This is a genomic window from Pseudomonas sp. MLB6B (assembly GCF_054508135.1).
Window position 1 is genome coordinate 2047622 of the sequence record NZ_CP199313.1, and the last position, 26285, is coordinate 2073906.

Annotated in this window: 25 protein-coding genes and 3 tRNA genes; 11 read left to right on the forward strand and 17 right to left on the reverse strand. The window is 62.5% G+C overall.

The features are described from left to right. The first annotated feature begins 4 nt into the window (after positions 1 to 4). From ACSMEV_RS08920 to rpoS, 3 genes are all read left to right on the forward strand, one after another. Complete coding sequence (locus tag ACSMEV_RS08920; RefSeq protein WP_459208316.1) at positions 5 to 643, forward strand: protein-L-isoaspartate(D-aspartate) O-methyltransferase; 639 nt, start codon at positions 5 to 7, stop codon at positions 641 to 643. A 189-nt stretch (positions 644 to 832) separates the two neighbouring features. Beyond that, positions 833 to 1678, forward strand: coding sequence for a peptidoglycan DD-metalloendopeptidase family protein (locus ACSMEV_RS08925; RefSeq protein ID WP_459208081.1), 846 nt, complete (start codon positions 833 to 835; stop codon positions 1676 to 1678). A 109-nt stretch (positions 1679 to 1787) separates the two neighbouring features. Further along, a complete protein-coding gene (gene rpoS, locus ACSMEV_RS08930) occupies positions 1788 to 2795 on the forward strand; it encodes an RNA polymerase sigma factor RpoS (protein WP_296264939.1) in 1008 nt (335 codons plus the stop codon). A 469-nt stretch (positions 2796 to 3264) separates the two neighbouring features. Here rpoS and fdxA read toward each other — a convergent pair whose 3' ends face one another. Together fdxA and mutS are read right to left on the reverse strand one after the other, a co-directional pair. Further along, entirely contained in the window at positions 3265 to 3588 is a 324-nt protein-coding gene (fdxA, locus tag ACSMEV_RS08935; protein WP_296264941.1) for a ferredoxin FdxA, read from the reverse strand. A gap of 139 nt (positions 3589 to 3727) precedes the next feature. Then, positions 3728 to 6298 (reverse strand): DNA mismatch repair protein MutS, encoded by a 2571-nt coding sequence (gene mutS / locus ACSMEV_RS08940; RefSeq protein ID WP_459208082.1) that lies wholly within the window; start codon positions 6296 to 6298, stop codon positions 3728 to 3730. A gap of 185 nt (positions 6299 to 6483) precedes the next feature. On the opposite strand from mutS, the gene ACSMEV_RS08945 reads away from it, so the two are divergent. The 3 genes from ACSMEV_RS08945 (at position 6484) to recX (ending at position 8617) form a co-directional block, all read left to right on the forward strand. Next, complete coding sequence (locus ACSMEV_RS08945; RefSeq protein WP_459208083.1) at positions 6484 to 6966, forward strand: CinA family protein; 483 nt, start codon at positions 6484 to 6486, stop codon at positions 6964 to 6966. Positions 6967 to 7067: 101 nt separating this feature from the next. Next, the gene (recA, locus tag ACSMEV_RS08950; RefSeq protein ID WP_459208084.1) at positions 7068 to 8141 is read left to right on the forward strand and encodes a recombinase RecA; all 1074 of its coding nucleotides are present in this window, start codon (positions 7068 to 7070) and stop codon (positions 8139 to 8141) included. Positions 8142 to 8149: 8 nt separating this feature from the next. Then, positions 8150 to 8617: a recombination regulator RecX gene (gene recX / locus ACSMEV_RS08955; RefSeq protein WP_314488604.1), complete on the forward strand. Its 468-nt coding sequence runs from the start codon at positions 8150 to 8152 to the stop codon at positions 8615 to 8617. Positions 8618 to 8657: 40 nt separating this feature from the next. Here the strand turns inward: recX and ACSMEV_RS08960 are convergent, their stop codons facing one another. Further along, complete coding sequence (locus tag ACSMEV_RS08960; RefSeq protein WP_459208085.1) at positions 8658 to 9737, reverse strand: LOG family protein; 1080 nt, start codon at positions 9735 to 9737, stop codon at positions 8658 to 8660. 216 nt (positions 9738 to 9953) lie between these two features. Beyond that, the gene (locus tag ACSMEV_RS08965) at positions 9954 to 10373 is read right to left on the reverse strand and encodes a quorum-sensing-regulated virulence factor family protein (protein ID WP_296264948.1); all 420 of its coding nucleotides are present in this window, start codon (positions 10371 to 10373) and stop codon (positions 9954 to 9956) included. A gap of 226 nt (positions 10374 to 10599) precedes the next feature. On the opposite strand from ACSMEV_RS08965, the gene ACSMEV_RS08970 reads away from it, so the two are divergent. The 3 genes from ACSMEV_RS08970 (at position 10600) to ACSMEV_RS08980 (ending at position 12591) form a co-directional block, all read left to right on the forward strand. Continuing rightward, on the forward strand, positions 10600 to 11313 hold the full coding sequence (locus ACSMEV_RS08970) for a tRNA-uridine aminocarboxypropyltransferase (RefSeq protein WP_459208086.1): 714 nt from the start codon (positions 10600 to 10602) through the stop codon (positions 11311 to 11313). Positions 11314 to 11518: 205 nt separating this feature from the next. Further along, positions 11519 to 12169 carry a response regulator transcription factor ErdR gene (gene erdR, locus ACSMEV_RS08975; RefSeq protein WP_296264952.1) on the forward strand — a complete coding sequence of 217 codons (651 nt, stop codon included), beginning with the start codon at positions 11519 to 11521 and terminating at the stop codon, positions 12167 to 12169. 53 nt (positions 12170 to 12222) lie between these two features. Further along, entirely contained in the window at positions 12223 to 12591 is a 369-nt protein-coding gene (locus tag ACSMEV_RS08980) for a diacylglycerol kinase (protein WP_296265341.1), read from the forward strand. Between the two features lie 3 nt (positions 12592 to 12594). Here ACSMEV_RS08980 and ACSMEV_RS08985 read toward each other — a convergent pair whose 3' ends face one another. Beyond that, positions 12595 to 13521: a LysR family transcriptional regulator gene (locus ACSMEV_RS08985; protein WP_459208087.1), complete on the reverse strand. Its 927-nt coding sequence runs from the start codon at positions 13519 to 13521 to the stop codon at positions 12595 to 12597. A gap of 122 nt (positions 13522 to 13643) precedes the next feature. Between ACSMEV_RS08985 and fpr the strand changes: the two genes are divergently transcribed. Beyond that, the gene (gene fpr / locus ACSMEV_RS08990) at positions 13644 to 14423 is read left to right on the forward strand and encodes a ferredoxin-NADP reductase (protein WP_313740851.1); all 780 of its coding nucleotides are present in this window, start codon (positions 13644 to 13646) and stop codon (positions 14421 to 14423) included. 52 nt (positions 14424 to 14475) lie between these two features. Here the strand turns inward: fpr and tsaA are convergent, their stop codons facing one another. From tsaA to ACSMEV_RS09025, 7 genes are all read right to left on the reverse strand, one after another. Then, on the reverse strand, positions 14476 to 15171 hold the full coding sequence (tsaA, locus tag ACSMEV_RS08995) for a tRNA (N6-threonylcarbamoyladenosine(37)-N6)-methyltransferase TrmO (RefSeq protein WP_459208088.1): 696 nt from the start codon (positions 15169 to 15171) through the stop codon (positions 14476 to 14478). Between the two features lies 1 nt (position 15172). Then, a complete protein-coding gene (locus ACSMEV_RS09000; protein ID WP_459208089.1) occupies positions 15173 to 15634 on the reverse strand; it encodes a YehS family protein in 462 nt (153 codons plus the stop codon). A gap of 49 nt (positions 15635 to 15683) precedes the next feature. After that, the gene (locus ACSMEV_RS09005) at positions 15684 to 16394 is read right to left on the reverse strand and encodes an rRNA pseudouridine synthase (RefSeq protein ID WP_459208090.1); all 711 of its coding nucleotides are present in this window, start codon (positions 16392 to 16394) and stop codon (positions 15684 to 15686) included. Between the two features lie 91 nt (positions 16395 to 16485). Continuing rightward, the gene (locus ACSMEV_RS09010; RefSeq protein ID WP_459208091.1) at positions 16486 to 16947 is read right to left on the reverse strand and encodes a GNAT family N-acetyltransferase; all 462 of its coding nucleotides are present in this window, start codon (positions 16945 to 16947) and stop codon (positions 16486 to 16488) included. Between the two features lie 98 nt (positions 16948 to 17045). Continuing rightward, positions 17046 to 18383: a 30S ribosomal protein S12 methylthiotransferase RimO gene (gene rimO, locus ACSMEV_RS09015; RefSeq protein WP_459208092.1), complete on the reverse strand. Its 1338-nt coding sequence runs from the start codon at positions 18381 to 18383 to the stop codon at positions 17046 to 17048. 384 nt (positions 18384 to 18767) lie between these two features. Then, on the reverse strand, positions 18768 to 19055 hold the full coding sequence (locus ACSMEV_RS09020; RefSeq protein WP_413046497.1) for a helix-turn-helix domain-containing protein: 288 nt from the start codon (positions 19053 to 19055) through the stop codon (positions 18768 to 18770). Continuing rightward, positions 19055 to 19369: a hypothetical protein gene (locus tag ACSMEV_RS09025; protein ID WP_459208093.1), complete on the reverse strand. Its 315-nt coding sequence runs from the start codon at positions 19367 to 19369 to the stop codon at positions 19055 to 19057. Before ACSMEV_RS09025 ends, ACSMEV_RS09020 begins: the two co-directional genes overlap by 1 nt. Before the next feature lie 307 nt (positions 19370 to 19676). On the opposite strand from ACSMEV_RS09025, the gene ACSMEV_RS09030 reads away from it, so the two are divergent. Further along, on the forward strand, positions 19677 to 21572 hold the full coding sequence (locus ACSMEV_RS09030; protein WP_459208094.1) for a potassium transporter Kup: 1896 nt from the start codon (positions 19677 to 19679) through the stop codon (positions 21570 to 21572). A gap of 51 nt (positions 21573 to 21623) precedes the next feature. Here the strand turns inward: ACSMEV_RS09030 and ACSMEV_RS09035 are convergent, their stop codons facing one another. The 5 genes from ACSMEV_RS09035 to ACSMEV_RS09055 all read right to left on the reverse strand — a co-directional run bounded on the left by ACSMEV_RS09035 (position 21624) and on the right by ACSMEV_RS09055 (position 26276). After that, positions 21624 to 22916, reverse strand: coding sequence for a virulence factor family protein (locus ACSMEV_RS09035; RefSeq protein ID WP_459208095.1), 1293 nt, complete (start codon positions 22914 to 22916; stop codon positions 21624 to 21626). After that, complete coding sequence (mprF, locus tag ACSMEV_RS09040) at positions 22916 to 25558, reverse strand: bifunctional lysylphosphatidylglycerol flippase/synthetase MprF (RefSeq protein WP_459208096.1); 2643 nt, start codon at positions 25556 to 25558, stop codon at positions 22916 to 22918. The genes ACSMEV_RS09035 and mprF overlap by 1 nt, the downstream gene beginning before the upstream one ends. A gap of 226 nt (positions 25559 to 25784) precedes the next feature. Then, a tRNA-Met gene (locus ACSMEV_RS09045) sits at positions 25785 to 25861 on the reverse strand. Positions 25862 to 25998: 137 nt separating this feature from the next. Then, positions 25999 to 26075 (reverse strand) — tRNA-Met (locus tag ACSMEV_RS09050). A gap of 124 nt (positions 26076 to 26199) precedes the next feature. Next, positions 26200 to 26276: transfer RNA gene (locus ACSMEV_RS09055), tRNA-Met, on the reverse strand. Positions 26277 to 26285 lie beyond the last annotated feature (9 nt).

Below are 26285 nucleotides of genomic sequence, written 5' to 3' on the forward strand. Positions count from 1 at the left end.
CGGCATGACTTCGCAGCGCACCCGCGAACGCCTGATCCAGCGCCTGAGCGAAGAGGGCATCAGCAACCCCAAGGTGCTCGAAGTGATCCGCGGTACGCCGCGCCACCTGTTCGTCGACGAGGCCCTGGCGCACCGTGCCTATGAAGACACGGCGCTGCCCATCGGCAACAACCAGACCATCTCGCAGCCTTACATCGTTGCGCACATGAGCGAGGTGCTGCTGCAGGCGGGGCCGCTGGACAAAGTGATGGAGATCGGTACCGGCTCGGGCTATCAGACCGCGATCCTGGCGCAGCTGGTGGAGCGGGTGTTTTCCGTGGAGCGCATCAAGAGCTTGCAAGATCGTGCCAAGGAACGCCTGACCGAACTCAACCTGCGCAACGTGGTGTTTCGCTGGGGCGATGGCTGCGAGGGTTGGCCGGCCTTGGCACCGTACAATGGCATCATCGTGACGGCGGTGGCGGCGCAGGTGCCGCAGGCGCTGCTCGATCAACTGGCGCCGGGTGGTCGTCTGGTGATTCCGGTAGGCTCGGCAGGCGACGTCCAGCAATTGATGCTGATCGTACGCGAAGAGCATGGCTTCTCCCGTACGCTGCTCGGCCCGGTGCGTTTCGTGCCGTTGTTGAACGGATCGGTGAACTGAGCACGACGCGGGAAAATTTCCACCGGCGGCGAATTCTCGCCGGGTCGTTGTGTCTATCTGGCGTGTGCCTGCCAGACTGCAGTCAAAGGCGCCCCATGATCGATCGCCCGAAACGGGCACATGGGTATAAACAGAAGGGCAATTTATGCCCACGGCACATTCATTTCGGCAGCATGAGGGGAGCGGCGGGTGGTTCACACAGTCATGCGGCAGCGCAAGGAACGAGCGGGATTCAAACTTCTGGTGATTGCGCTGGCCATGGGGACGTTACTTGCCGGCTGTTCGAGCAGCGGCTCCAACAGCGCGAGTGTAGTGGACCGCAATGCGGCAGCTGCCAAACGCACGCCAGTCACATCCGGACAATATGTAGTCAAGCCGGGCGATACGCTGTTTTCCATCGCCTTCCGCTACGGTTGGGACTACAAGGAGCTGGCCGCGCGCAACGGTATCTCCCCGCCCTATACCATCCGGCCAGGGCAAGCCATCCGCTTCAATAGCGGGTCGGGCGGCACCCGGGTGGTGTCCAGCCCTTCGTCCAAGACCACCGTCACGCGGCGTCCAGCAGGCACTGTCGCCCCTACGCCGGTGATGACCAAGACCGTATCCACGCCATCTTCCAGCACCACCACCACAGTCACTCAAGTCCCTGCTTCAGAGCGCACGGCAGGGGGCTGGATGTGGCCCGCCAACGGGGTGGTGATCGGCAAATTCGCTTCAAACGGTAGTTTGAATAAAGGCATTGATATCGCTGGGGATTTGGGACAGCCTGTTTTCGCTGCGTCCAATGGTTCAGTGGTGTATGCCGGTAGTGGTCTGAGGGGCTACGGCGAACTGATCATCATCAAGCACAACGATACATACGTCAGCGCTTATGGCCATAACCGCAGGCTTTTGGTTCGGGAAGGGCAGCAAGTCAAGGCAGGGCAGACGATTGCTGAAATGGGGTCCACGGGCACTGATCGAGTAAAGTTGCACTTTGAAATCCGCCGTCAGGGTAAACCCGTAGATCCGCTACAGTTCCTGCCACGCCGTTGATTTGTGATACCCGGCCTGTTCCTTCTCATTAAGGGGGCAGGCTCCAGCGATGCCAAGGAAGTAGGTGTCGCTAGAGTCTGAGTTCGAACTCAGCAAAGGGACTATAACAATGGCTCTCACGCATGAAGTGCCGAAGTTTGACATCGACGATGACGTACTCCTCATGGAGACCGGCATCGTTTTGCAAACGGATGTGGTGTCAGACGAACCTGCTGTATCTCCGGTTCGGACCAAGTCGAAGCCTAGCGCTTCGCTCAAGCAACACAAGTACATCGATTACAGTCGGGCGCTCGACGCCACCCAGCTTTATCTGAACGAAATCGGGTTTTCGCCGCTGCTCTCTCCTGAAGAGGAAGTGCACTACGCGCGCCTGTCGCAAAAAGGCGACCCGGCCGGACGCAAGCGCATGATCGAAAGCAACCTTCGCCTGGTGGTGAAGATCGCACGGCGCTATGTGAACCGTGGCCTGTCACTGCTCGACCTGATCGAAGAGGGCAACCTGGGGCTGATCCGCGCGGTCGAGAAGTTCGATCCCGAGCGCGGTTTCCGCTTCTCCACCTACGCCACGTGGTGGATTCGCCAGACCATCGAGCGGGCCATCATGAACCAGACCCGTACCATTCGCCTGCCTATCCACGTGGTTAAAGAGCTGAACGTCTACCTGCGCGCTGCGCGTGAGTTGACCCAGAAGCTCGACCACGAGCCTTCGGCGGAAGAAATCGCCGCCCTGCTGGAGAAGCCAGTGGCCGAGGTCAAGCGCATGCTTGGACTCAACGAGCGAGTATCTTCGGTGGACGTGTCGTTGGGCCCGGACTCCGACAAGACCCTGCTCGATACCCTGACCGACGACCGGCCGACCGACCCCTGCGACCTGCTGCAAGACGACGATCTGTCGCGCAGCATCGACCAATGGCTGGGGGAGCTGACCGAGAAGCAGCGTGAGGTGGTCATCCGCCGCTTTGGCTTGCGTGGCCACGAAAGCAGCACGTTGGAAGATGTCGGTCTGGAAATCGGTCTGACCCGCGAGCGGGTGCGGCAGATTCAGGTCGAAGGGCTCAAACGTCTTCGCGAAATTCTCGAGAAGAACGGCCTTTCCAGCGAATCGCTATTCCAGTGATACGCCTGTAGCGCCCCAAGCCCCGACCTCTTCGGGGCTTTTTTTCGCCAGGAGAAAATGTGGCAAATTTCATCGGTGCGTCATCGCATGTAAGTGTTTTCGCACTCAAGCTGTAGGTAAACGCTGTAGGAAAGGGTAATTACTTATCTAATAGTGCCGTTGGGATTTCCTAAGCACCTGAATTCGTTGGTGTTTGTAGGTTTGTGAAAGTGTTTCGGCCGTAGTGTTTCGTAAACCGAGGCCGTTGTTCTCTCCCAGGGAAACGGTACTATTCAACTGTGCCGACGGACAGGCACAGGCCCTCACGGACGAAGGCCAAGGACATCGCAAGAGGCGATTCATCAGGATGATGTGCAGGAGAGCAGGGACAAATGGAGAAAATGTGGGCGGGTCAAACCGCCCCTTTTTTTGTCCGCTGAAAACTGGAAAAGGCCCTTATAGGGCCTTTTCCGTATGCGCGTGAAGAAGTTCAGCGCTGCAAGTCGGCGATCTTGCCAGGGGTGCCATCGAACTCGGCGGCGTCCGGCAGTGCGTCTTTCTTCTCGGTGATGTTCGGCCAGATTTCCGCCAGTTCCGCGTTCAGCTCGATGAAGTTTTCCATGCCGGATGGAATTTCGTCTTCCGAGAAAATGGCTTGAGCCGGGCATTCAGGTTCGCACAGGGCGCAGTCGATGCACTCGTCGGGGTGAATGACCAGGAAGTTCGGGCCTTCGTAGAAGCAGTCCACCGGACAGACTTCGACGCAGTCGGTGTACTTGCACTTGATGCAGTTGTCGGTGACGACGAAGGTCATTTCTAATTCTCTCCTCAGGCGACGGCAGCATGCCCATCCTTCCAGGGCTGCACGGCTTACGAATGGGGCTGCAGGCCAGGCTAATAACCTGCAGCACTCGCAAACCGCGGCGGATTCTACCAGCTTGCGCGTCGTGGCGTTATAACAGGTTTTTTAGTTGATATAGCATTTCGATAGCTTGGCGCGGCGTCGTGTTGTCCAGGTCCAGCTTGCCCAGCTTCTCGATGGCCGGGTGCGGCAAGCTCGCGAACAGATCGCTCTGGTGCGGGGCTTGTGGCTGGGTGGGCGACGACGCGACCAGGGGTTGTGGCGGCAGGCTGTTGGTTTCCAGCCTGCCCAAGTGTTCCCGTGCGCGCAGGATGACCGGCGAAGGTACGCCTGCCAACTGCGCCACGGCCAGGCCGTAGCTCTGACTGGCGGGTCCTGGCAATACGTGGTGCAGGAAGACGATCCGATCGTTGTGCTCGGTGGCATTGAGGTGAACGTTGGCGACCAGCGGTTCGCTGTCGGGCAGCACCGTCAGCTCGAAGTAGTGGGTGGCGAACAGTGTGTAGGCACGCAGTTGCGCCAAACGTTCGGCCGCGGCCCACGCCAGCGACAAACCATCGAACGTACTGGTACCGCGGCCCACTTCGTCCATCAGCACCAGGCTGCGGTCGGTGGCGTTGTGCAGGATGTTGGCCGTTTCGCTCATCTCCACCATGAAGGTCGAGCGGCCGCCGGCCAAGTCGTCGCTGGAGCCGATTCGGGTGAAGATCCGGTCGACCAGCGACAGCTCGCAGCTCACGGCGGGCACGAAGCTGCCGATGTGCGCCATCAGCACGATCAGCGCCGTTTGCCGCATGTAGGTCGACTTACCGCCCATGTTGGGGCCGGTGATGATGAGCATGCGCGTGTCGTCGTCCAGCGCCAGATCGTTGGCCACGAACGGTGTGGTCAGTACTTGCTCGACCACCGGGTGGCGCCCCTGGGCGATGCGCAGGCAGGGCGTCTCGACGAAGTTGGGGCAGTTCAGGTCGAGGGTCAGGGCACGCTCGGCCAGGTTGCTCAGTACGTCGACTTCGGCCAGGGCCGCGGCGCTGTCCTGCAGCGGCGCCAAGTGTTCGATGAGCGTTTCGAGTAGCGCGTCGTAAAGCAGTTTTTCCCGGGCCAGGGCGCGGCTTTTGGCCGACAGCGCCTTGTCTTCGAACGCTTTCAGTTCGGGGGTGATGAAGCGTTCGGCGCCTTTGAGGGTCTGGCGCCGGATATAGTCGCCGGGCGCCTGTTCGGCCTGCTTGCTCGGCAACTCGATGAAGTAGCCGTGTACCCGGTTGTAGCCCACCTTGAGGTTGGCAAGGCCGGTGCGGGCCTTTTCCCGGGCTTCGAGGTCGATGAGGAACTGGCCGGCGTTTTCGCTGATGGCCAGCAATTCGTCGAGTTCGGCGTCGTAACCGGTCTTCAACACCCCGCCGTCGCGGATCACTGCGGGCGGTGTGTCGATGATGGCCCGCTCCAGCAGGCTGGCCAGCTCCGGATAGGTGCCGGCGATGGCGGCCAGACGTGCCAGGTGCGGGGCTTCCAGTTCCGAGAGGGCGTTCTGCAGTTCCGGCAGGGCGCCAAGGGCATCGCGCAGGCGCGCCAGGTCACGGGGGCGGGCGTTGCGCAGGCCGATACGCGCCAGAATCCGCTCGATGTCGCCGATGTCCTTGAGCTGCGGTTGCAGCTTTTCGAAGCGGAAGCCGTCGAGCAAGCAACGGATGGAGTCCTGACGGGCCTTGAGCACTTTCAGGTCGCGCAGCGGGCGGTTCAGCCAGCGTGCCAGCAAGCGGCTGGCCATGGCGGTCTGGCAACGGTCTATGACCGATTGCAGGGTGTTGTCGCGCCCGCCGGCCAGGTTGACGTCCAGCTCCAGGTTGCGACGGCTGGCGCCATCGAGGATCACCGTGTCGTCCAACCGCTCGTGGCGCAGGCTGCGCAGGTGCGGCAGGGCGGTGCGCTGGGTTTCCTTGGCGTAGGTCAGCAGGCAGCCGGCGGCGCCGATGGCCAGAGTCAGCTTGTCGCAGCCGAAGCCCTTGAGGTCCTTGGTCGCGAACTGCTGGCACAGGCTTTTACGCGCAGAATCCCGGTCGAAATCCCAGGGCGCGCGGCGGCGAGCGCCGCGGCGCTTCTCGGCGGGCAGGCCGGTCGGCCAGTCGTCCGGGAACAGCAGCTCGACGGGGTTGATACGCTCCAGCTCGGCGAGCAGGTTTTCCCAGCCCTTGATCTCCTGGACCATGAAACTGCCGCTGGTGATGTCGAGCACCGCCAGGCCGAACAGGCGTTCGTCGCCCAGCAGGGCGGCGATCAGGTTGTCGCGGCGCTCGTCCAGCAGTGCTTCGTCGCTCACCGTGCCGGGGGTGATGATGCGCACCACCTGGCGCTCGACCGGGCCCTTGCTGGTGGCCGGGTCGCCGATCTGCTCGCAGATCACCACCGATTCGCCGAGTTTGACCAGCTTGGCCAGGTAGCCTTCGGCGGCATGGAACGGGATACCGCACATGGGAATCGACTGCCCCGCCGACTGACCGCGCGCGGTCAGCGTGATGTCCAGCAGCTTGGCCGCCTTCTTCGCGTCTTCGTAGAAGATCTCGTAGAAATCGCCCATGCGGTAGAACATCAACTGGTCCGGATGCTGATTTTTCAGCTTCCAGTACTGTTGCATCATCGGGGTGTGTGCGGCGAGGTCGGACATTACGGGGCCTTACAGCGGTGATTCGATGGGCGATTTTGAAAAGCGCGAATGTTACAGGCTTTTCGGCCAAGTTGCAGGAATCGCCTCGCGATCTTCGGAGCCCGGAGGTGCAACCAAGCGTGTCTCGCGATTGTCTGTTGTGCGGAGAGTGCTAGGGTAATCCGACCCTTCCAAGGAACCTGATCATGGACCCACTCACACAGCTGGGCGAGCGCCTCGGTGAACATTTGCAAAGGCTTCGCGCACAGGTCGCTACGGCCGAATCCTGTACAGGCGGTGGCATCGCCGAAGCGATCACCCGCATCGCTGGCAGCTCGGCCTGGTTCGAGGCCGGCTTCGTCACCTATTCCAATGTGCAGAAAACCCGACAGTTGAACGTGCCGGCGGCATTGTTCGAGCAGGTGGGAGCGGTCAGCCAGGCTGTGGTCGAAGCCATGGCACGAGGTGCCCAGGCCGCCAGCGGTGCGCGTTTCGCGGTGGCGGTGAGCGGCGTGGCCGGGCCCGGTGGCGGCTCTGCCGAAAAGCCCGTAGGCACGGTATGGCTGGCCTGGGCCGATGGCCCGCACGTGCGCAGCGAACGCCATCTGTTCGCTGGCGACCGGGAGGCGGTGCGCCGGCAAACGGTGCAGCGGGCCCTGGAAGGTTTGTTACAGCTTGGCGTTGAGTAAATCGAACACAGGGGGTTTGCGGAAACGCTTCCCTGTGGAATAATACTGGCTACTTATACAGTACATGGCCGTCAGGGCCTGTCGATCACGTGAGGATATCAATGGACGACAACAAGAAGCGCGCCTTGGCTGCGGCCCTGGGGCAAATCGAGCGGCAATTCGGTAAAGGTGCCGTGATGCGCATGGGCGACCATGAGCGTCAACGCATTCCGGCCATCTCCACCGGCTCCCTGGGCCTGGACATCGCGCTGGGCATCGGCGGTCTGCCAAAGGGCCGTATCGTCGAAATCTACGGCCCGGAATCTTCGGGTAAAACCACCCTTACGCTGTCGGTCATCGCCGAAGCGCAGAAGGCCGGTGCCACCTGCGCCTTCGTCGACGCCGAGCACGCCCTCGACCCGGAATACGCCGGCAAGCTGGGCGTCAACGTCGACGACCTGCTGGTGTCGCAGCCCGATACCGGTGAGCAGGCTCTGGAAATCACCGACATGCTGGTGCGCTCCAACGCGGTCGACGTCATCATCGTCGACTCCGTGGCGGCTCTGGTGCCCAAGGCCGAGATCGAAGGCGAAATGGGCGACATGCACGTCGGCCTGCAGGCGCGTCTGATGTCCCAGGCGCTGCGCAAGATCACCGGTAACATCAAGAACGCCAACTGCCTGGTGATCTTCATCAACCAGATCCGTATGAAGATCGGTGTGATGTTCGGTAGCCCCGAAACCACCACCGGCGGTAACGCGCTGAAGTTCTACGCCTCCGTGCGTCTGGACATCCGCCGTACCGGCGCGGTGAAAGAGGGCGACGAAGTGGTGGGCAGCGAAACCCGCGTCAAGATCGTCAAGAACAAGGTGTCGCCACCGTTCCGTCAGGCTGAATTCCAGATCCTGTACGGCAAGGGCATCTACCGCAATGGCGAAATCATCGACCTGGGCGTTGCCCATGGCTTCGTCGAGAAGTCCGGTGCCTGGTATAGCTACCAAGGCAACAAGATCGGTCAGGGTAAGGCCAACTCGGCCAAGTACCTGGCAGAAAACCCGGCGGTGGGCGCAGAGATCGAGAAGCTGATTCGCGACAAGCTGCTCAACCTCGATGCCGCAGCGGCTGCCGCAGCGAAAGCCGACGCTAGCGCAAAAGCCGGCGACGTTGCCGATGTTGACGCCGACGCAGACGCCTGACCTGCGCCATGTCCGTCGTACTTGACACCCCTGTCGCCGTACGGCGGACCGCCATGGACCTGCTCGCACGCCGCGAGCATGGGCGTGTGGAGCTGACGCGAAAGCTACGTCAGCGAGGCGCTTCCGATGAACTGATCGAGCCCGCGCTCGATCGGCTCGCCGAGGAAGGCCTGCTTAGCGAGGCGCGTTATCTGGAAAGCTTCATTCGTTACCGTTCCAACTCGGGTTACGGCCCGGCGCGGATACGTGAGGAACTGGGGCAACGTGGTCTGGATCGCGGCGACATCGACCAAGCGCTGCGCGAAAGCGGAGTCAGTTGGGCCGAGAAGCTGCGAGACGTCTGGCAGCGCAAGTTCGATGGGCTTCGCCCTGAAGACCCGCATACGCGCGCCCGGCAGACGCGCTTTCTGGCCTACCGCGGTTTCTCCATGGAAATGATCGGCCGCTTGCTCAGCGGCCGTGATCTCGACGACTGAAGTCCAGTCAGCTTCAAATCCCTTTATTTTTTCGTTGGGTCTAGGCTTCGGCCGGCTGCGCCCAATTCTCCGCACGGTTGATGAAATCGATCAGCGCGCGAAGGCGTCCCTGGTCGCGGCCGGGAAAGGCAAACGTCAGGCGCGTCAAATGACCGTAGTCCTCGCTTTCGCGACCGACAGGGCCATCGGGTGCTTGGCGATAACCGCCCCCGGCACTCAAATCCACGAATGCTTCTTCCAGTTCGTTGAGCGCCGTTTCGCTCAAGGGATGGCGCATGCGGATCATGAAATCCCGATCCAGCCAGCGGCTGGAGTGGTAATTGGCATAGAAGCGCTCGATCTCGTCCACCGCGTCCTCGGGCCGAGCGACCAGTTTCATCAGGTTGAGGTCGTTGGGCAGGATGTAGCGGTTGTCTTTGAGCTGCTTACTGAGGAAGTCCAGGCAGTCCCGCCAGAACGTGCCACCTGGCGAGTCCAGCAGTACCACCGGCACCAGCGGGCTTTTTCCGGTCTGGATCAAGGTCAGCACCTCCAACGCTTCGTCGAGGGTGCCGAAGCCGCCTGGGCAGAGTACCAGCGCGTCCGCCTCCTTGACGAAAAACAGCTTGCGGATAAAGAAGAAGTGGAAGGGCAGCAGCTTATCCGTGCCATCCACCGTGGCGTTGGCATGCTGCTCGAAGGGCAGGGTGATGTTGAAGCCCAGACTGTGGTCGCTACCGGCGCCTTCATGGGCCGCCGCCATGATGCCGCCGCCTGCGCCAGTGATGACCATCAGGTCCGCTGCCGCCAAAGCGGCGCCCAGTTGCCGTGCCAAGTCGTATAACGGATGCTCGAGTGGCGTACGCGCCGAGCCGAACACCGTGACTTTGCGTCGGCCTTTGTAGCGCTGCAGTGTACGGAACGCCTGCTCCAGTTCACGCAAGGTCTGCAAGGTGATCTTGGCATTCCAACGGTCGCTGTCCTCGTGCGCCATGCGCAGCACGGTTAGGAGCATGTCGCGGTACAGCGGTAGGTTCGCGCTGTTGGGGGCGACCAGTTGCAGTTGCGCATCGATGTTGTCCACATCGATACCGTTTTCCTGGAAGTGGCTGAACAGATGCTCGTTAGGCTGGTAGGGCATTCAACGTCTCCTTGTGCAGCGAATGCGCGACGGATCTTGAGACCTTGGCACAAAGTGCATCGAGCGTGCACGCCCTACCGCACTGCTCAGGCGTTGCAAGCAGCATCGGGGGCAGCAGTGGAGAGGCGTTCGGACAACGTGTGGCTAAGCGGGGCAGGGGTGTATTCGTTACGCAATGCGCGCCGCCCTGGGGGGCGGCGCTTGAGACGCTGTGCTTCAGCCCTTCTTCAGCTTGATGCTGCAGCTGGCGGCGTCGAACGCCTGGTCGCCGATCTGGCGATTGGTCTTGTATTCGCTGAAGCGATAGACCATCACCGCGCCGCGTGCCATCAGTTGGCGATAACCGCCGTTGTTGCAGACGCTGGCGCCGAGTTGGTCGCGTACCTTGTCCGGGTTCACCGCCATTTCACGCGCTTGGCCTTCACGCACGCTCAGGTGGTTGATCAGCGCCTTGCCTTCGACGGTGTAGCCTTGGTCGAGAATGTCTTCGTTGATGGCGCGAGGGGTGCCGACGCTGCTTTCCTTGGCGACCTTCTGCAGCATTTGATTCAGCTCGTAGTCCTGCTTGGAAGCGGCCTGGGCCACCAAGGGCAGGGCGAGCATCAGGCTCAGGGTCGGGACGATAAAGCGCAGCATGAAATTCTCCTGGTTCGATAACTGGCGGTTGGACCCGCACCAATCGGCGGCGTTCCCTGATGCATGGAACCGGCCCATGCAGCCTTGGCGGGTAGGACGGGCTGATTATAGAGGGGGGACGGCCCGGCCCGCACGGCAAAACGAGTGGCCTCTGGTAAACTGCCGGCCCTGCCTTCCATCGAGTCGCAACCGTGCACGTTTTCCCTTCTGATTCCGGCCAGCGGGCATGAGCCATGCCGTCGCGCGCCTTCGCGCCGAGCGCCTGGCTCGTAGCAACAAACCCTTCATCGCCCGTGGCTCGCGCGCCGTGCGTTGCGCCGACTGCCGAGTGATCGCCAGCCATTGCCTGTGTGCATTGAAGCCCAAGGTACAGGCGGGTTCGGGCATGTGCCTGATCATGCACGACACAGAGCCGTTGAAGCCCACCAACACCGGTTGGCTGATCGCCGACCTGATCGAAGACACTCAAGCGTTCGGCTGGCAGCGTACCGAGGTCGATGGCGGCTTGCTGGCGTTGCTGGAGCATCCGCAGTGGCAGCCTTACATTGTGTTCCCAGGTGAGTTCGTCGCCAGCGACCGCGTGGTCCATGAGGTGGCGCCAGTGGCCGGCAAGCGCCCGCTGTTCATCCTGCTCGATGCCACCTGGACCGAAGCGCGCAAGATGTTTCGTAAAAGCCCTTACCTGGACCGTTTCCCGGTCTTGAGCCTGGAAGCCGAACAGATGTCGCGCTACCGTCTGCGGCGCTCCAAACGTGACGATCACTTCTGCACGGCGGAAGTCGCCGCCATGTGCCTGGAGTTAGCCGGCGACACCCGGGCGTCGCAAGCGCTCGACGCCTACCTGGATGTCTTCAGCCTGCATTACCTGAGCGGCAAGCGGCATCTGCCGCTCGACCTGCATGATTTGCCCCATGAGCGTTTGCAGGCTTTCCTGCAATGAAGGAGGTCCGGTGCGGCGGGTAATTGGCTTGACCACCTGCGGTGCGCTGGGCATGCTTGGCGCCGCTCGTGGCGCCGTGCTGTCATGCCACCGCTGACGCCGTAGCGTCCGTTTCCTGGCGAACCTGCCTTTACGCCTTTGATTGCCTGCCGGGCGCCGCGCTTCATCATTTGCATACCTGACACAGAACAGGATCAACAGATCGATGGCCACATACGAAATCCTGATAGCCGATGACCACCCCCTCTTTCGCAGTGCCTTGCGCCAAGCCGTGACCTTGGGCCTCGGGCAGGGCGTGCGCTTGGTCGAAGTGGCGAGCATTGCCGAACTGGAAGGCCGTCTGGCGGAGAAGTCCGACTGGGACTTGGTGCTGCTCGACCTGAACATGCCCGGTGCCTATGGGTTTTCCGGGCTGGTGCTGCTGCGTGGGCAATATCCGCAGATTCCGGTGGTGATGGTCTCGGCCCAGGAGGAAGCCGCCGTGGTGGTGAAATCGCGCGAGTTCGGCGCCAGCGGCTTCATCCCCAAGTCCAGCCCCCTGGAAACCTTGCAGGATGCGGTGCAAAAGGTCCTCGACGGCGAGGTCTGGTGGCCGCCCCAGGCGTTCGACAAAGTCGACGTGTCGGCGGAGGCCAAGGCCGCCAGCGAAGGGTTGGCGAGCTTGACCCCACAGCAGTTCCGCGTACTGACCATGGTCTGCGAAGGGTTGCTGAACAAGCAGATCGCCTACGAGCTGAGTGTCTCCGAGGCCACCATCAAGGCGCACGTCACGGCCATCTTCCGCAAATTGGGCGTGCGCACCCGCACTCAGGCGGCTTTGCTGCTGCAACAACTGGAGTCGGTGGCTGGCCACTGAGCCAGGCCCACTGCGTAGCCCACCGGCCTGCGGGCCATTATCTTCGTGAAATGATCGACATGTCGCCATTCAAGGGCCAGACCGGCCTGAAACGCATCTTCAACGCCGCCACCTATTCGTTCGACGGATTGTCCGCCGCCTTCAAAGGCGAAGCGGCTTTTCGCCAGTTGGTGCTGCTCAACGCGATTCTGATTCCGCTGGCCTGCTGGCTGTCGGTCAGCCGTGCCGAGCGGGCAATCCTGATAGCCGTGTGCCTGCTGGCCTTGATCGTCGAGCTGCTCAATTCGGCGATCGAAGCGGCCATCGACCGTATTTCCCTCGACCGGCATCCGCTGTCGAAGAATGCCAAAGACATGGGCAGCGCTGCGCAACTGGTAGCGCTGACCACCATCGCGCTGGTCTGGGGCGTGATCCTGCTGTAAGGCTCAGGCGATGTGCGGCAGCACGATTTCGTCGCTGCGCCGCATGCCTTGGGTGAAACGACGGCACAGGGCCAGGAACTCGCGCATGGCCGAGGTCTGGTATTTCTGTTTGTGCCAGATGAAGTAGAACTGGCGCGACAGGTCCAGCTCCGGCGTTTCCAGGGCCACCAGGCTGCCCCGGCGAAAGGCGTCGCGCAGCGCCAGGCGCGAGATGCAGCCGATGCCCAGGCCCGACTCCACCGCCCGCTTGATCGCCTCGGTATGCTCCAGCTCCAACCGCACGTTCAACCCTGCGCGATGATGGCGCATGGCCTGGTCGAACGTGAGGCGGGTGCCCGAGCCCTGTTCGCGCAGGATCCAGGCTTCCTTGGCCAAGGCCTGTAGATCGGCCTGGCCGCATTGCGCCAGCGGATGCTGCGGCGCACAGAACACCACCAGTTCGTCTTCCACCCACGGCTGCACTTCCAGATCCGGGTGGTTGCAATCGCCTTCGATCAGGCCCAGATCAATTTCGTGGTGCGCCACCTGTTGCACGATGTGCGCCGTGTTCTGCACATGCAGCTTCACTTGGCTTTGCGGATGCTGTTGCATGAAGTTGCCGATCAGCAGGGTAGCCAGGTAATTGCCGATGGTAAGCGTCGCGCCCAGCGACAGCGAGCCGAACGCCGACTTGCCTTGCAGCAGGTCTTCGATTTCCCTCGCCTGGTCGAGCAGGGCCACCGCTTGCGGCAGCAGTTGCTGACCCAAGGCATTGAGCGAAAGGCGCTTGCCGGAACGGTCGAACAATTGGCAGCTGGATTGGCGTTCCAGCTCGGTGATGGAGGTGCTGGCAGCCGACTGCGACAGCGCCAGCACATGGGCGGCCTTGGAGACGCTCTGCTGTTGTGCGACGGCGACGAAAATCTGGAGTTGGCGGAGTGTGAATCGCATATCTATATAACCGATTACATATATCTTGATAATCCAGTTAACAGATATTCTCAACCTCCTTACACTATCGCGCAACTGCGTGCTTGGTCCGCGCTGCGTCTTTTTTCCAGGAGCCCCACTCGATGAGCAACATGAACCACGAACGTGTCCTCAGTGTTCACCACTGGAACGACACCCTGTTCAGCTTCAAGTGCACCCGCGATCCAGGTCTGCGCTTCGAGAACGGTCAGTTCGTGATGATCGGCCTGCAACAGCCTAACGGCCGTCCGCTCATGCGCGCCTACTCCATCGCCTCGCCCAACTGGGAAGAGCATCTGGAGTTCTTCAGCATCAAGGTCCCCGATGGCCCGCTGACCTCGCAGCTGCAACACCTCAAGGAAGGCGACGAGGTCATCATCAGCAAGAAGCCCACCGGCACCCTGGTGCTGGACGACCTCAACCCCGGCAAGCACCTCTACCTGCTCAGCACCGGTACCGGTCTGGCGCCGTTCATGAGCGTCATCCAGGACCCGGAAACCTATGAGCGCTTCGAGAAGGTGATCCTCATTCACGGTGTGCGCTACGTCAACGAAGTGGCCTATCGCGAGTTCATCACCGAGCACCTGCCGCAAAACGAATTCTTCGGCGACGCGGTGCGCGAAAAGCTCATCTACTACCCTACCGTGACCCGCGAGCCCTTCGAGAACCAAGGCCGTCTGACCGACCTGATGCGCAGCGGCAAACTGTTCAGCGACATCGGTCTGCCACCGATCAACCCGCAGGACGACCGCGCCATGATCTGCGGCAGCCCGAGCATGCTCGACGAAACCAGCCAAGTGCTCGACAGCTTCGGCCTGAAGATTTCCGCGCGCATGCGTGAGCCAGGCGACTACCTGATCGAGCGTGCTTTCGTCGAGAAGTAAGCGCCGCCCCAAAAAACGCAGGCTTGGCCTGCGTTTTTTCATGCCTGTCGATTCATGCCTCGCGGCAGACCTCGATGACCTCGATGGTCTGCGGGGTAGGGTAGCGCCAGCGCACCTGGACGTCCCAGAACCTGACGCCATACACGCGCTCGGCCGGAGGCACTTGGTACGCAGGGCGTGGGTCTTGCGCCAGGCATTGCTCGATCAGCGCCACCAGCGGCTCGCCGAGGCGTTGGCCATGGGCGCGGGCCTGTGACAGCGCGCACTCGGCCCAGGACACGTCTATGCACGCAGGCGCTGCGCCGGCCATGGCATTGTGCGCGTCCGGCACGCTGTCGGCATAGGGCACGTAGGGTTTGACGTCGAGTACCGGGGTGCCATCGAGCAGGTCGATGCCCGACAGCAGCAGGCGCCCAGGCTCCACACCTTCCAAACGCACCACCGACTGCCCGATGCCATTGGGGCGATGGGTGGCGCGGGTGGCGAACACGCCCATGCTCTTGTTGCCGCCCAGGCGTGGTGGGCGGACCTTCAGCCGAGGCTTGTCTTCCAGCGCCTGGTGGAACAGAAACAACAACCAGACATGGCTGACCTGCTCCAGCCCGGCGACCGCTTCGCCACCGTCGAAGGGCGGCAACAGTTCCAGCACGCCACGGGCAGCGGGCGCCAATTGCGGCTGGCGCGGAATGGCGAATTTCTCCTTGAAGCAGGAGCGCACGATACCGACCGGGGTCACGCCATACTGCATGTCAGCCGCGCACCCGCTGGGTCAGGCCCTTGAGGAAGTTGCGCAGCAACTGGTCGCCGCATGCGCGGTAGTTGTCGTGGCCGACCTTGCGGAACAGCGCGCTCAATTCCGGTTTGGACACCGGGAAGTCGACGCTTTTCAAGATGGCGTGCAGGTCGTCTTCCTTGAGTTCGAACGCCACCCGCAGTTTTTTCAGAATGGTGTTGTTGGTCACCGGCAGTTCGATCGGCTGTGCCGGGCGGCTGTCGTCGCGGCCGCGGCGCTCGATCACCAGGCCGTCGAGAAAATGCGCCATCACTGGCTGCGGGCACAGCGCGAAGCCGGCTTCGTCTTCCTTCTTGACGTAGGTGGCGATGGCCGCCGGAGCGACGGTGAGGCCGGACAAGGCGACGATGTCGGCCATCTTCGCGTCGTTGGCCTTGATGAGATAGCGCAGGCTGCGCAGAACGTCGTTGTGAATCATGGTGCAAATCCTGTCAGAAGCCGCTGGCGACGGCGATGTGGTGCGCGGCTCAGAAACGTTCGCTGCTGGCGACGTAGCGCCACTGACCGACCGGCAGTTTGCCCATCGACACCCCGCCCAGGCGAATGCGGCGCATGCTCAGCACCTCCAGGCGCAGGGCTGCGCACAGCTCGGAAATGAGGCCGGGATAGGGGTTCTTCACCACCAGGCGCAGGTGCGTTTCGTTCTGCCAGCTGGCCTTGGCCTTGGGTAGCTCCCGGTCGTTGCGGGTAATGCCGCGGGCCAGACGCTCCAAGGCTTGCGGCGAAGCTTCGCCGCGCACTTCGATGATGTATTCCTGCTCCAACTTGCGCAGGTCGGCCTCGATCTTGCGGCTGACGCGCCAATCTTGGGTGAAAACCTGCATGCCGGTGGCTCGCGGCTCCAGAGGCGCCACGCAGTTGAGGCGGTTGAAGTGCCCATGCAAAGGCCGCACGCCCTCGCGATGGGCTTCGCTCAAGGTGGCCAGGCCGATGGTGGCGCGTCCGGCTTCGGCATCCGTTCCCGCCGGCTGGTGCAGCAGCAGAGTGACCGGCTCCAGCGCTTCGGCGCGCGCGCCGGGCAAGAGCTCGACACGCTGGTCGGTGACTTTGAATTGCGGCTGCTCGACCACCACGCCATCGACGGCGACCCAGCCGCCTTCGATGTACAGCTCGGCCTCGCGGCGGGAGCAACCCAGTTGTTCGATCAAGTGTTTGGACAGGCGCGTGGGTTCGGACATGAGCAGGCATTCGCAAGACGGAAAGACGGCCATTGTACCCGGCCAGACGCTCATCGGGCTGCGAATCTCGGCTTTTGTCCGGCGATGGCGCTCAATCGGCCGATGCCGACTTCAGGCGCAGATGCAGCAGTGGATACGGCTGGCCCAATCCATCGGTGGCCGAGCGCCCACTGATCTCGAAGCCCTGGTGCTGATAGAACGCCAATGCCTCGGGGTTCTGCTCGTTGACGTCCAGGCGCGTGGCACCGAGCTGGTGCACGGCATGGGCGAGCAGGCGTTTGCCCATGCCCTGGCCGCGGTACTCATCGGCCACGAACAGCATGTGCACATCGCCATTGGCCACGCCGGCGAATCCCCCGATGCGGCCCTGCTCGTCCTTGCAGCAGATCAGGGTCACGGCCTTCAGGTACTCGGGCAGCAATTTGTCGCGCAGCACCACCAGGTAATGCTCGGGCAGAAAACCATGAGTGGCGCGTACGGAAGATTCCCATACCCGAATCAGCTCGGGATGGTCGCTGGCCGTGGGCGTCAGCACGTTCAAGGCATGGTCCATGTCGTCTCACTTGGCTAGGGGGCCGCTTACCAAGCGGCGGATGAACGCAACGCAAAAAAAAGCCCTGCGCGAAGGCAGGGCATTCTAGCGTCATGGGCTCAAATCGGCTCGGCCCACAGGTCGTACTCGTCGGCATCGACCACCCGGCAGCGCACCTTGTCGCCTGGCTTGAAGCCATGGTCGCCGTCGATGAACACGCTGCCGTCGATTTCCGGTGCGTCGAAGAAGCTGCGGCCGACCGAGCCTTGCTCTTCCACTTCGTCGATCAGCACTTCGATTTCCTTGCCGACCCGCAGTTGCAGACGTGCGCTGCTGATCGCCTGCTGGTGGGCCATGAAGCGGTCCCAGCGCTCCTGTTTGATGTCGTCCGGCACCTCTTCGAGGCCCAGGTGGTTCGCCGGCGCGCCTTCGACCGGCGAGTACTGGAAGCAGCCGACGCGGTCGAGCTGCGCTTCGCTCAGCCAGTCGAGCAGGTACTGGAAGTCCTCTTCGGTTTCGCCAGGGAAGCCGACGATGAAGGTGGAGCGGATCACCAGCTCAGGGCACTGCTCGCGCCAGTGCTTGATGCGCGCCAGGGTGCGGTCTTCGAAGGCCGGACGCTTCATCGACTTGAGCACTTTGGGGCTGGCGTGCTGGAAGGGGATGTCGAGGTACGGCAGGATCTTGCCCGCGGCCATCAGCGGAATCACGTCGTCGACGTTCGGGTAAGGGTACACATAGTGCAGGCGTACCCAGGCGCCCAGGCTGCTCAGCGCTTCGCACAGTTCGAGCATGCGCGTCTTGACCGGGCGGCCGTTCCAGAAGTCGGTCTTGTACTTGACGTCCACGCCATAGGCGCTGGTGTCCTGGGAGATCACCAGGATCTCCTTGACCCCGGCCTTGACCAGGCGCTCGGCCTCGCTCAGCACTTCGCCGACCGGGCGGCTGACCAGCTTGCCGCGCATCGACGGGATGATGCAGAAGCTGCAGCTGTGGTTGCAGCCTTCGGAAATCTTCAGGTAGGCATAGTGCCGCGGGGTGAGCTTGACGCCCTGGGGCGGCACCAGATCGATCAGCGGGTTGTGGTCCTGGCGCGGCGGCACCACTTCGTGTACGGCGTTGACCACCTGCTCGTACTGCTGCGGGCCGGTCACCGACAAGACGCTTGGGTGCACGTCACGGATGCTGCCTTCCTCGACGCCCATGCAACCGGTGACGATGACCTTGCCGTTTTCCTTGATCGCCTCGCCGATCACTTCCAGCGACTCGGCCTTGGCGCTGTCGATGAAACCGCAGGTGTTGACCACCACCACGTCAGCGTCTTCGTAGGTGGGCACGACTTCGTAGCCCTCCATGCGCAGCTGGGTCAGGATGCGTTCGGAATCGACTAACGCCTTGGGGCAACCCAGGCTGACGAACCCGACCTTGGGCGTGGTGGGCGCGGGAGTGGTGGACATGACTAACCTCGGTATTGAAAGCCGTTGCACCGCCGATGGCGGGCAAACCTGACGGGCGCTGGGGCGCCTCTGGTCAAAAAGTGCGCAATTCTAGCGGCAGCTTCGGACCTTGACCAGTAAAAATGCGTGGAAATCGACGGGGTGCGGGGAGGGGTTGGACAACACGCCAGTACTCGTGTTTTCCCAAGAGACTGCGGGTTGAAAACGAGTGGCAGAGAATCAAAGTTTCAACGTGCGCGTTCAGGTACCCAATATAATTTGTAGACGTCGGCGTATGACGCGGCGAGGAGTGGCGGAAAATACAATGACACACGGAGCGGCATGAGGCGTTCGACTTCGTATTGAACAAGACTGTTTGCCCCAATCCTCAGAGCAAAGCCACATTCAGCCTAGCGCAGCGAGAACATGCTCTGGGTCATTGTGGATCGCGCGGAGCAAGGCACGAGCAGGACCTTCAGGCTCGCGTCGTCCTTGCTCCCAGTTCTGTAGTGTCCCCAGTGCCACATCTATACGCTTGGCGAATTTGGCTTGCGAGAGCCCCGTCGCTTGACGAATCTTTTTCACTTGAAGAGCATCGATGTGGAATTCACGCGATGGCTGACGCTCGCCGCGGTCGATCTCATCCATCTGAGTCATACTTTCCACGAGACGATCGAAAAGACCTTTTTCCATTATTTCCACCTTTTGTTAAGTTCGCAAAGTTGCGCTTTCTGTCGATCGGTCAACGTATCCATGATTCCTTTTTTGTAAATCAGGATCATCCGGATTTGTTGCGCTGCGACGACATGATAGTAAATCGCTCGAACACCTCCACGCTTACCTTTTCCCTGGGCTGCCCAACGGATTTTTCTGAGACCGCCTGTGCCTTCGACGAGAGGGCCCGCCTCGGGATGATCGGCCAAATGGGTTTGCAGGGCTCGGTACGCTTCATCGTCCAGATACTCCTTTACATCGGAGGTGAAAATCGGGGTTTCGATGAAGATCATGCTATCCCTTTTGTACGTCATTGGCGTATGTGGATTCTAGGCCGTCGATCTTTTCTGCACAAGGCCACACGGGTACCAGCTTGTTTTTCTCATTTGAGGGACAAGCAGTAGCTTGGTGATGACAGGCTACGGCCCACAGCTATTGCCGAACGCCCTCCTAGCGCCATCCCAGCAGAAAATCCCGCGACGCTGCGCTATGCTTCGCCGCGTTCTGCCGTGGGCCTTGACCCAGAGCAGTAGCGCGGTTCGGGCACGATCGCCCGGTGCTATGTCTAGCGGCCCGAAGGGCCGGATGCGGGAGTGGTCGATGGTTCAGGCAAGTCATGCCCAAGGCGGGCAGGGGGCGACGCGCTCGCTCGGCCTGCTGGTGGCAGCTGTCGGGGTGGTCTATGGCGATATCGGGACCAGCCCGTTGTACACCCTCAAGGAAGTCTTCACCGGTGGTTACGGGGTGCCGGTCAACCACGACGGTGTGTTGGGCATCCTCTCGCTGATCTTCTGGTCGTTGCTGTGGGTGGTGTCGTTCAAGTATGTGATGTTCATCCTGCGTGCCGACAACCAGGGCGAGGGCGGCACCATGGCCCTGACCGCCCTGGCGCGGCGGGCGGCGGCGCCCTATCCGTTGTTGCGCAAGGTGGTCATCGCCTGTGGACTGATCGGTGCGTCGCTGTTCTATGGCGACAGCATGATCACCCCGGCGGTCTCGGTGCTGTCGGCGGTCGAGGGCATGGGCCTGGCGTTCGACGGCATCGACCATTGGGTGGTGCCGATTTCCCTGGTGGTGCTGGTGGCGCTGTTCGCGGTGCAGAAGCACGGCACCGAGAAGATCGGCAAGTTGTTCGGCCCGGTGATGGTGGTGTGGTTCCTGGTGCTGGCGGCCTTGGGCGTGAACGGCATCCAGCAGAGCCCGGAAGTGCTCAAGGCCTTCGACCCGGCCTGGGCGGTGCGCTTCTTCGTCGTCCACCCGGGCATCGGCGTGGCCGTGCTCGGTGCCGTGGTACTGGCGCTGACCGGCGCCGAAGCCCTGTATGCCGACATGGGCCATTTCGGCCGCAAGCCGATCGCCCGTGCCTGGTTCGCCCTGGTGCTGCCGGCGCTGGTGCTCAATTACTTCGGCCAGGGCGCGTTGCTGCTGCAGAACCCGGAAGCGGCGCGCAACCCGTTCTACCTGCTGGCGCCGAGTTGGGCGCTGCTGCCGTTGGTGGGCCTGGCCACATTGTCCACGGTGATCGCTTCGCAGGCGGTGATTTCCGGTGCGTTCTCGCTCACCCGCCAGGCCATCCAGCTGGGCTACATCCCGCGCATGCACATCCAGCACACCTCCAGCGACGAACAGGGGCAGATCTACATCAGTGCGGTGAACTGGGCGCTGATGGTCGGCGTGGTGCTGCTGGTGCTCGGCTTCGAATCCTCCAGCGCGCTGGCGGCGGCCTACGGTGTGGCGGTCACCGGGACCATGCTGATGACCACCTTGCTGGTGGCGGTGGTCATGCTGTTGCTGTGGAAGTGGTCACCGCTGCTGGCGGTGCCGGTATTGCTGGGCTTCTTGCTGGTCGACGGCCTGTTCTTCGCCGCCAACCTGCCCAAAGTGCTGCAAGGCGGCGCCTTCCCGGTGCTGGCGGCGATCGTGCTGTTCACCCTGATGAGTACCTGGAAGCGCGGCAAGCAGATCCTGGTCGAGCGCATCGACGAGGCCGCGTTGCCGCTGCCGATCTTCATCGCCAGCATTGGCGTGCAACCGCCGCACCGGGTCGAAGGCACGGCCGTGTTCCTCACCGCGCGGCCCGATGCGGTGCCGCATGCACTGTTGCATAACCTGCTGCACAACCAGGTGCTGCACAGCCAGGTGGTGTTGTTGACAGTGGTCAGCGAGGATCGGCCACGGGTGCCGGCCCACGAGCGTTTCGAGGTCGAGGATTACGGCGACGGCTTCTTCCGCGTGCTGCTGCACTTCGGTTTCATGGACGAACCGGACGTACCCCAGGCGCTGACCTTGTGCTCGTTGCAAAGCCTGGACTTCACGCCCATGCGCACCACCTACTTCCTCAGCCGCGAAACGGTGATCGCCTCGCGTCTGGAAGGCATGATGCGCTGGCGCAGCAACCTGTTCGCCTTCATGTTGAAGAACGCCAACGGCAATCTGCGCTTTTTCAACCTGCCGCTCAATCGGGTGATCGAGCTGGGTACACAGGTCGAGATCTGATCGTTGGGCAAGCGGGCCGGTGCGTGTTCCTCGCGTCGGCCCGCTGTCGCTTCAGGGCTGCGTCGAGCCGGGTTTGCCCTGACGGACGTCGATCGCGTCGGTCAGGCGCTTGGCCAGGGCAGGGTAGTTCTCATCGAAGTGGTGCCCGCCCGGTAGCTTCATGCGCTGGCCGACCGCCGTGCTGTCGGTGCAGCCGCTTTCGTCGGCTTCTTCCTCGCCATAGATGCACACCACCTTCGCGCCTGGCAGCTTGGCCATTTCCGGCCCGGTGGGCGCTTCCTGGCCCTCCTTGCCCAACCAGCCCTCGACTTCGATCTCGAAGCTGCCGCTGCGGGCGAACGCCAGCAGGATGATGGCGTCGACACGCTGCTGGTCTTCGCTGGCCAGGCGGTTGTAGATCGCCGGCAGCACATCGGCACCGAACGAATAGCCGGTCAGCACGAAACGCTTGGTGCCCCACTTCTGACGGTAGTGGTGCATCAGTTCCGACAGGTCTGCGGCGCTTTGCTCTGGAGTCTTGTGCTGCCAGTAGTAGCGCAGGGTGTCGATGCCCACCACCGGATAGCCCAGCTTGGCCATTTCCCCGGCGACGTCGCGGTCCAGGTCGCGCCAGCCGCCGTCGCCCGAGAGGAACAGGGTGACGGTGTCGGTCGCCTGGCCGGCGGGGACTTCCACCACCGGAATGCTCAGCGAAGTGCCATCGCGGCCCACCAGGGCCTGGGTCAGCTGCGACTTGAGCACCTGCGGCAGGTGGATGTCGTAGTCGGCGATGCTGGTTTCGGCATTGGGCTGGTCGCGCACGAAACCTGCGCTGGCGTCGTCCGGGTTGTCGTTCCAGGCCACGCTCCAGTGGCCGTGGTCGGCACGTTTGGGCAGGGGCGAGGTGCAGCCGGGCTGTTCGAGGGCGAAGCCCACGGAAATGGCGCGGGCCTGGTCGTCGTTCTGCGTGGCCAGCCAGCGCCAAGCCTCGGCGGCGCCTGGGCCGATGCCGGCGACCAGGTTCGGCGCGCCGCCGAGCTGGGTGATGGCTTCCTGCATGGCTTTACCTTGCGCCACGCAATCGTCCGCAGGCAGCAGGACCTGTACCAGTTGCGCCTCGCCGGCGCTGCTCAAGTCCAACAGTTGCTTTTCGGTCAGCGCCTGGTCTTTGGGTACGCCGATGGCCACGCGGGTCTTGGCCTTGACGCCCGGCGTCACGCGGACGATGGCGGCGCCGCCGGCCGAAGTGAGGTGTTCGGCGTGGGCCTCGGGGGCAGGGCGGGTCCATAGCCAGAAAGCCACGCCTGCGGCCGCAGCGGCCAGGGCCAAGGCCAGCACCAGGTACATCCAGTAGCGTCGGATCATCAGCGTTTCACCAATCCAGTCAAGCCGCCTGCAATCAAGGCAGCGGTATCGGCCAGTGCCACCAGCGGGTCGAGCCCGGCCGGCACGGCCATGTAACGAGGTTCCCAATCGGGTTGGAACTTGTCTTTGAAGCGGCGCAGGCCCTGGAAGTTGTAGAGCTGCTCGCCGCGCTGGAACACCATCGAACCCAGGCGTTGGGTCAGAGGGGCGCCGCGCCGTGGCTGCAAGCCCGACAACGGCACCATGCCCAGGCTGAACCGTGCGTAGTCGTGGCTTTTGTAATGCAGGATCAGGCCGACCATCATGAACTCCATGGTCAGCTTCGGTGCCTCGGGGTGGGCGCGCATCAGGTCGAGGCTGGCCAGTTCGTTGCTGTGGGTTTCCAGCAGGTTGGCGAATGCCACCGGCTTGCCTTGGAAGCGGATCAGGGCGATACGGAAGTGCTTGAGGTAGTCGAGGCTGAAACGCCCCAGCGAGAAGCCTTTTTCACGCACGTTCTTGCCGCTCAGCCAGGCATCGGAAATGACCTTGAGCTCGTCCATCGGCGCCTGGCCCGGCTCGTGTACCTCAAGGGTCAGACCGTCGCGCCCACCTCGGTTCCAGGTATAGCGCAGGTCCTTCATTTCCTTGCCCTTGGCTTCGAGGTCGAAACGGCGCAGGTCGACCCGTGCCTCCTCGCCCAACTTGATCGCGGTCAGGCCGATGTCCATGTAGAACGGCAGGTTCTCGGCGCGTACCTGATAGAACACCGGACGGGCATGGTGCACGTCGCACAGGTCGCGGAACTGCCAGATCATTTCGGCGCGCTCCTGAGCTGGCCCGATCGGGTCGTACAACGCGACCAGGCTACGGCCGCGGCGGGCATACATCAGGAAGGCATCGCCATCGGGGTGGAACAGCAGCGCCTTGTCACCGGTCAGGGCCAGACCACCGTCAGGCTGGTCGGAGGCTTGCAGAATGGCGCTGGCGCGCAGCAGCTCTTGTTCGTCGGGCAGATGGATGACCGGGCGGGCCGTACGCAGCAACCAGGTCAGCGCCACGATCACCAGCAGCACCGCGCTGCCCATCGCTGCGCGCAGGGCGCGAGGCGCATCGGCGTCGAGAGTGAACTGCCACCACAGTTGGTGGTTGTAGGGCACGTCCTGATAGGCGAACAGCAACAGCCAGATCGATGCGCCGACCGCGCACGCGCTGGCCACCAGGTACACCGGTGAGAAGGGCAGCTCGAGCAGCCGGCTAGGGCGGTAGAACGAGCGGCGGAACAGCGCCAGCAACGCGGCGGTGAACACCAGAATGCTGGCCTCTTCCCAATCGAAACCTTTGAGCAGCGACAGCACCGCGCCCACCAGCAGCAGGACCGTGGTCAGCAGCCAGGCCGCCGACAGGCGCCGGCGCAGCCCCTGGGCGAGCAGCAGGCAGAGCACACCGATCAGGCTGGCGCCGAAGTGCGAGGCATCGATCAGGCGGTGCGGGACCAGAAAGCCCATGTGCTCCAAGCGCGTATCGATCTCCGGAGTGGCGCCGGAGAACAGCAGCACCACGCCCGAAAGGAACACCAGAATCGCCAGGATCGGCGCGGCCAGGCCCGAGGCCGCGCGGATCGCCTGCTGGGCGAACAGCAGGCGCCGCGCTTCGTTGATCAGCAGGGCCACACAGGCCAGCAGCAAGGGCAGGACCACATAGATCAGGCGGTAAAGCAGCAGGGCCGCCGCCAGGGGCGCGGCGCCCAGTTGGTCGGCGAAGGCGGCCAGCAGGATGGCTTCGAACACGCCGACGCCACCAGGCACATGGCTCAGCACACCAGCCGCCAGGGCCAGCAGGTAGACCATCAGGAAGGCGCCGAACGGTGGCGCTTCGGGCAGCAGCAGATAGAGCACGGTGGCCGCAGCCGCCACGTCCAACGCGGTGATCAGCAATTGCAGGGCGGCTAGCCTGCCGCTTGGCAGGCGCAGGGTGCGACGGCCGAGTTTCACCAGCAGGTTGTCGCGCAGGGGCTGTTCATGCAGGCGGCGTCGATAGAGGCCGGCCGCCAGTAGCACGCTCAGCAGCAGCACAGCGGTGGCGACACTGCCCAGTAGCATGGGCGACAAGTGCAAGGCCCGCGAGGCGGCGCCCAGATCGCTCAGCGTCGCCAGCGCGGCCAGCGGTGGCAGGGCGCAGCCGAGCGACAGGCTGGCGAACACCGTCATGCGCGCCACTTCCGCGGCGCCCAGCCCATGGCGAGCATAGAGCCGGTAGCGTACCGACCCTCCTGACAACATCGACAGGCCGATGGCGTTGCCGATGGCGAACGCGCTCAAGCCGCCCATCACCAGCGTGCGCGGTGGCAACTGCACGCCCGCGTAGCGGCTGGCCGACCACTCGTAGCCCAGCAGCACGACGAACCCCGCGACGGTGGCCAGTAACGCACCGATCAACGCACTGGTCGGCACGCTGAGCATGGCGTCGTGCAAGGCGTAGATGTCCAGCTCGCTGAGCAGGTGGCGGCAGGCGATCAGCGCCATGGCGAACAGTGCCAGAGTCAGCGCCAGGCTCAAGGGTTGTCGGTAGGTGCTGAACCATTCGAGCCAGGGCAGGCGTTTGGCCGCTGTGGGAAGCGCCGCGGTCAGCGGGGTAGGCGATTCAGGGGTGGGGGAAGTCATAGAGAGCCTCGTGCCAACAGCGCGAGAGCAGAGCGAGGAGCGGTCAAGTGAAAGTCCCTTTGAAAAAGTATCCAGATACTACTCCGGCCGATGGCCCGGAGCGTTAAAGATAGTTCATTCATAGGTATCGGCAGGGCCGGGTGTTACGAGAGGACTGTGTGGGCAGGACGCCACAACGAAAAGCCCCGCGCTGTTTCGCAACAGGCGGGGCTTGTTCTGACGAATATGGTTGCGGGAGCCGGATTTGAACCGACGACCTTCGGGTTATGAGCCCGACGAGCTACCAGGCTGCTCCATCCCGCGTCAGAGGGGCGCATTTTACAGATTCGAATGGATGTGTCAAACGATTTGCCAAAAATCGTCGAGTCGGTAGCGATTGCCAGCTGGATGCCAAGCAACAAAAAAGGCCACTGCGTAAACAGTGGCCTTTCTTTTAAAGCTGGTTGCGGGAGCCGGATTTGAACCGACGACCTTCGGGTTATGAGCCCGACGAGCTACCAGACTGCTCCATCCCGCGTCTGTGGGGCGCATTCTACACGGCTGTTCGATACTGGCAAGTCTTTAATGCATTGATTTGCCAAAAGATTTCCAGCAGGCAACGAAAAAGGCCACTGCATGTGCAGTGGCCTTTTTCTTGAATCTGGTTGCGGGAGCCGGATTTGAACCGACGACCTTCGGGTTATGAGCCCGACGAGCTACCAGGCTGCTCCATCCCGCGCCTGTGGAA

Coding starts and splice junctions, on each gene's coding strand:
- ACSMEV_RS08920 (WP_459208316.1), top strand. CDS start 5: ATGACTTCGCAGCGCACCCGCGAACGCCTGATCCAGCGCCTGAGCGAA.
- rpoS (WP_296264939.1), top strand. CDS start 1,788: ATGGCTCTCACGCATGAAGTGCCGAAGTTTGACATCGACGATGACGTA.
- fdxA (WP_296264941.1), bottom strand. CDS start 3,588: ATGACCTTCGTCGTCACCGACAACTGCATCAAGTGCAAGTACACCGAC.
- mutS (WP_459208082.1), bottom strand. CDS start 6,298: ATGTCCGACCTCGCCGCACACACCCCGATGATGCAACAGTACTGGAAG.
- ACSMEV_RS08945 (WP_459208083.1), top strand. CDS start 6,484: ATGGACCCACTCACACAGCTGGGCGAGCGCCTCGGTGAACATTTGCAA.
- recA (WP_459208084.1), top strand. CDS start 7,068: ATGGACGACAACAAGAAGCGCGCCTTGGCTGCGGCCCTGGGGCAAATC.
- recX (WP_314488604.1), top strand. CDS start 8,150: ATGTCCGTCGTACTTGACACCCCTGTCGCCGTACGGCGGACCGCCATG.
- ACSMEV_RS08960 (WP_459208085.1), bottom strand. CDS start 9,737: ATGCCCTACCAGCCTAACGAGCATCTGTTCAGCCACTTCCAGGAAAAC.
- ACSMEV_RS08965 (WP_296264948.1), bottom strand. CDS start 10,373: ATGCTGCGCTTTATCGTCCCGACCCTGAGCCTGATGCTCGCCCTGCCC.
- ACSMEV_RS08970 (WP_459208086.1), top strand. CDS start 10,600: ATGAGCCATGCCGTCGCGCGCCTTCGCGCCGAGCGCCTGGCTCGTAGC.
- erdR (WP_296264952.1), top strand. CDS start 11,519: ATGGCCACATACGAAATCCTGATAGCCGATGACCACCCCCTCTTTCGC.
- ACSMEV_RS08985 (WP_459208087.1), bottom strand. CDS start 13,521: ATGCGATTCACACTCCGCCAACTCCAGATTTTCGTCGCCGTCGCACAA.
- fpr (WP_313740851.1), top strand. CDS start 13,644: ATGAGCAACATGAACCACGAACGTGTCCTCAGTGTTCACCACTGGAAC.
- tsaA (WP_459208088.1), bottom strand. CDS start 15,171: ATGCAGTATGGCGTGACCCCGGTCGGTATCGTGCGCTCCTGCTTCAAG.
- ACSMEV_RS09000 (WP_459208089.1), bottom strand. CDS start 15,634: ATGATTCACAACGACGTTCTGCGCAGCCTGCGCTATCTCATCAAGGCC.
- ACSMEV_RS09005 (WP_459208090.1), bottom strand. CDS start 16,394: ATGTCCGAACCCACGCGCCTGTCCAAACACTTGATCGAACAACTGGGT.
- ACSMEV_RS09010 (WP_459208091.1), bottom strand. CDS start 16,947: ATGGACCATGCCTTGAACGTGCTGACGCCCACGGCCAGCGACCATCCC.
- rimO (WP_459208092.1), bottom strand. CDS start 18,383: ATGTCCACCACTCCCGCGCCCACCACGCCCAAGGTCGGGTTCGTCAGC.
- ACSMEV_RS09020 (WP_413046497.1), bottom strand. CDS start 19,055: ATGGAAAAAGGTCTTTTCGATCGTCTCGTGGAAAGTATGACTCAGATG.
- ACSMEV_RS09025 (WP_459208093.1), bottom strand. CDS start 19,369: ATGATCTTCATCGAAACCCCGATTTTCACCTCCGATGTAAAGGAGTAT.
- ACSMEV_RS09030 (WP_459208094.1), top strand. CDS start 19,677: ATGGTTCAGGCAAGTCATGCCCAAGGCGGGCAGGGGGCGACGCGCTCG.
- ACSMEV_RS09035 (WP_459208095.1), bottom strand. CDS start 22,916: ATGATCCGACGCTACTGGATGTACCTGGTGCTGGCCTTGGCCCTGGCC.
- mprF (WP_459208096.1), bottom strand. CDS start 25,558: ATGACTTCCCCCACCCCTGAATCGCCTACCCCGCTGACCGCGGCGCTT.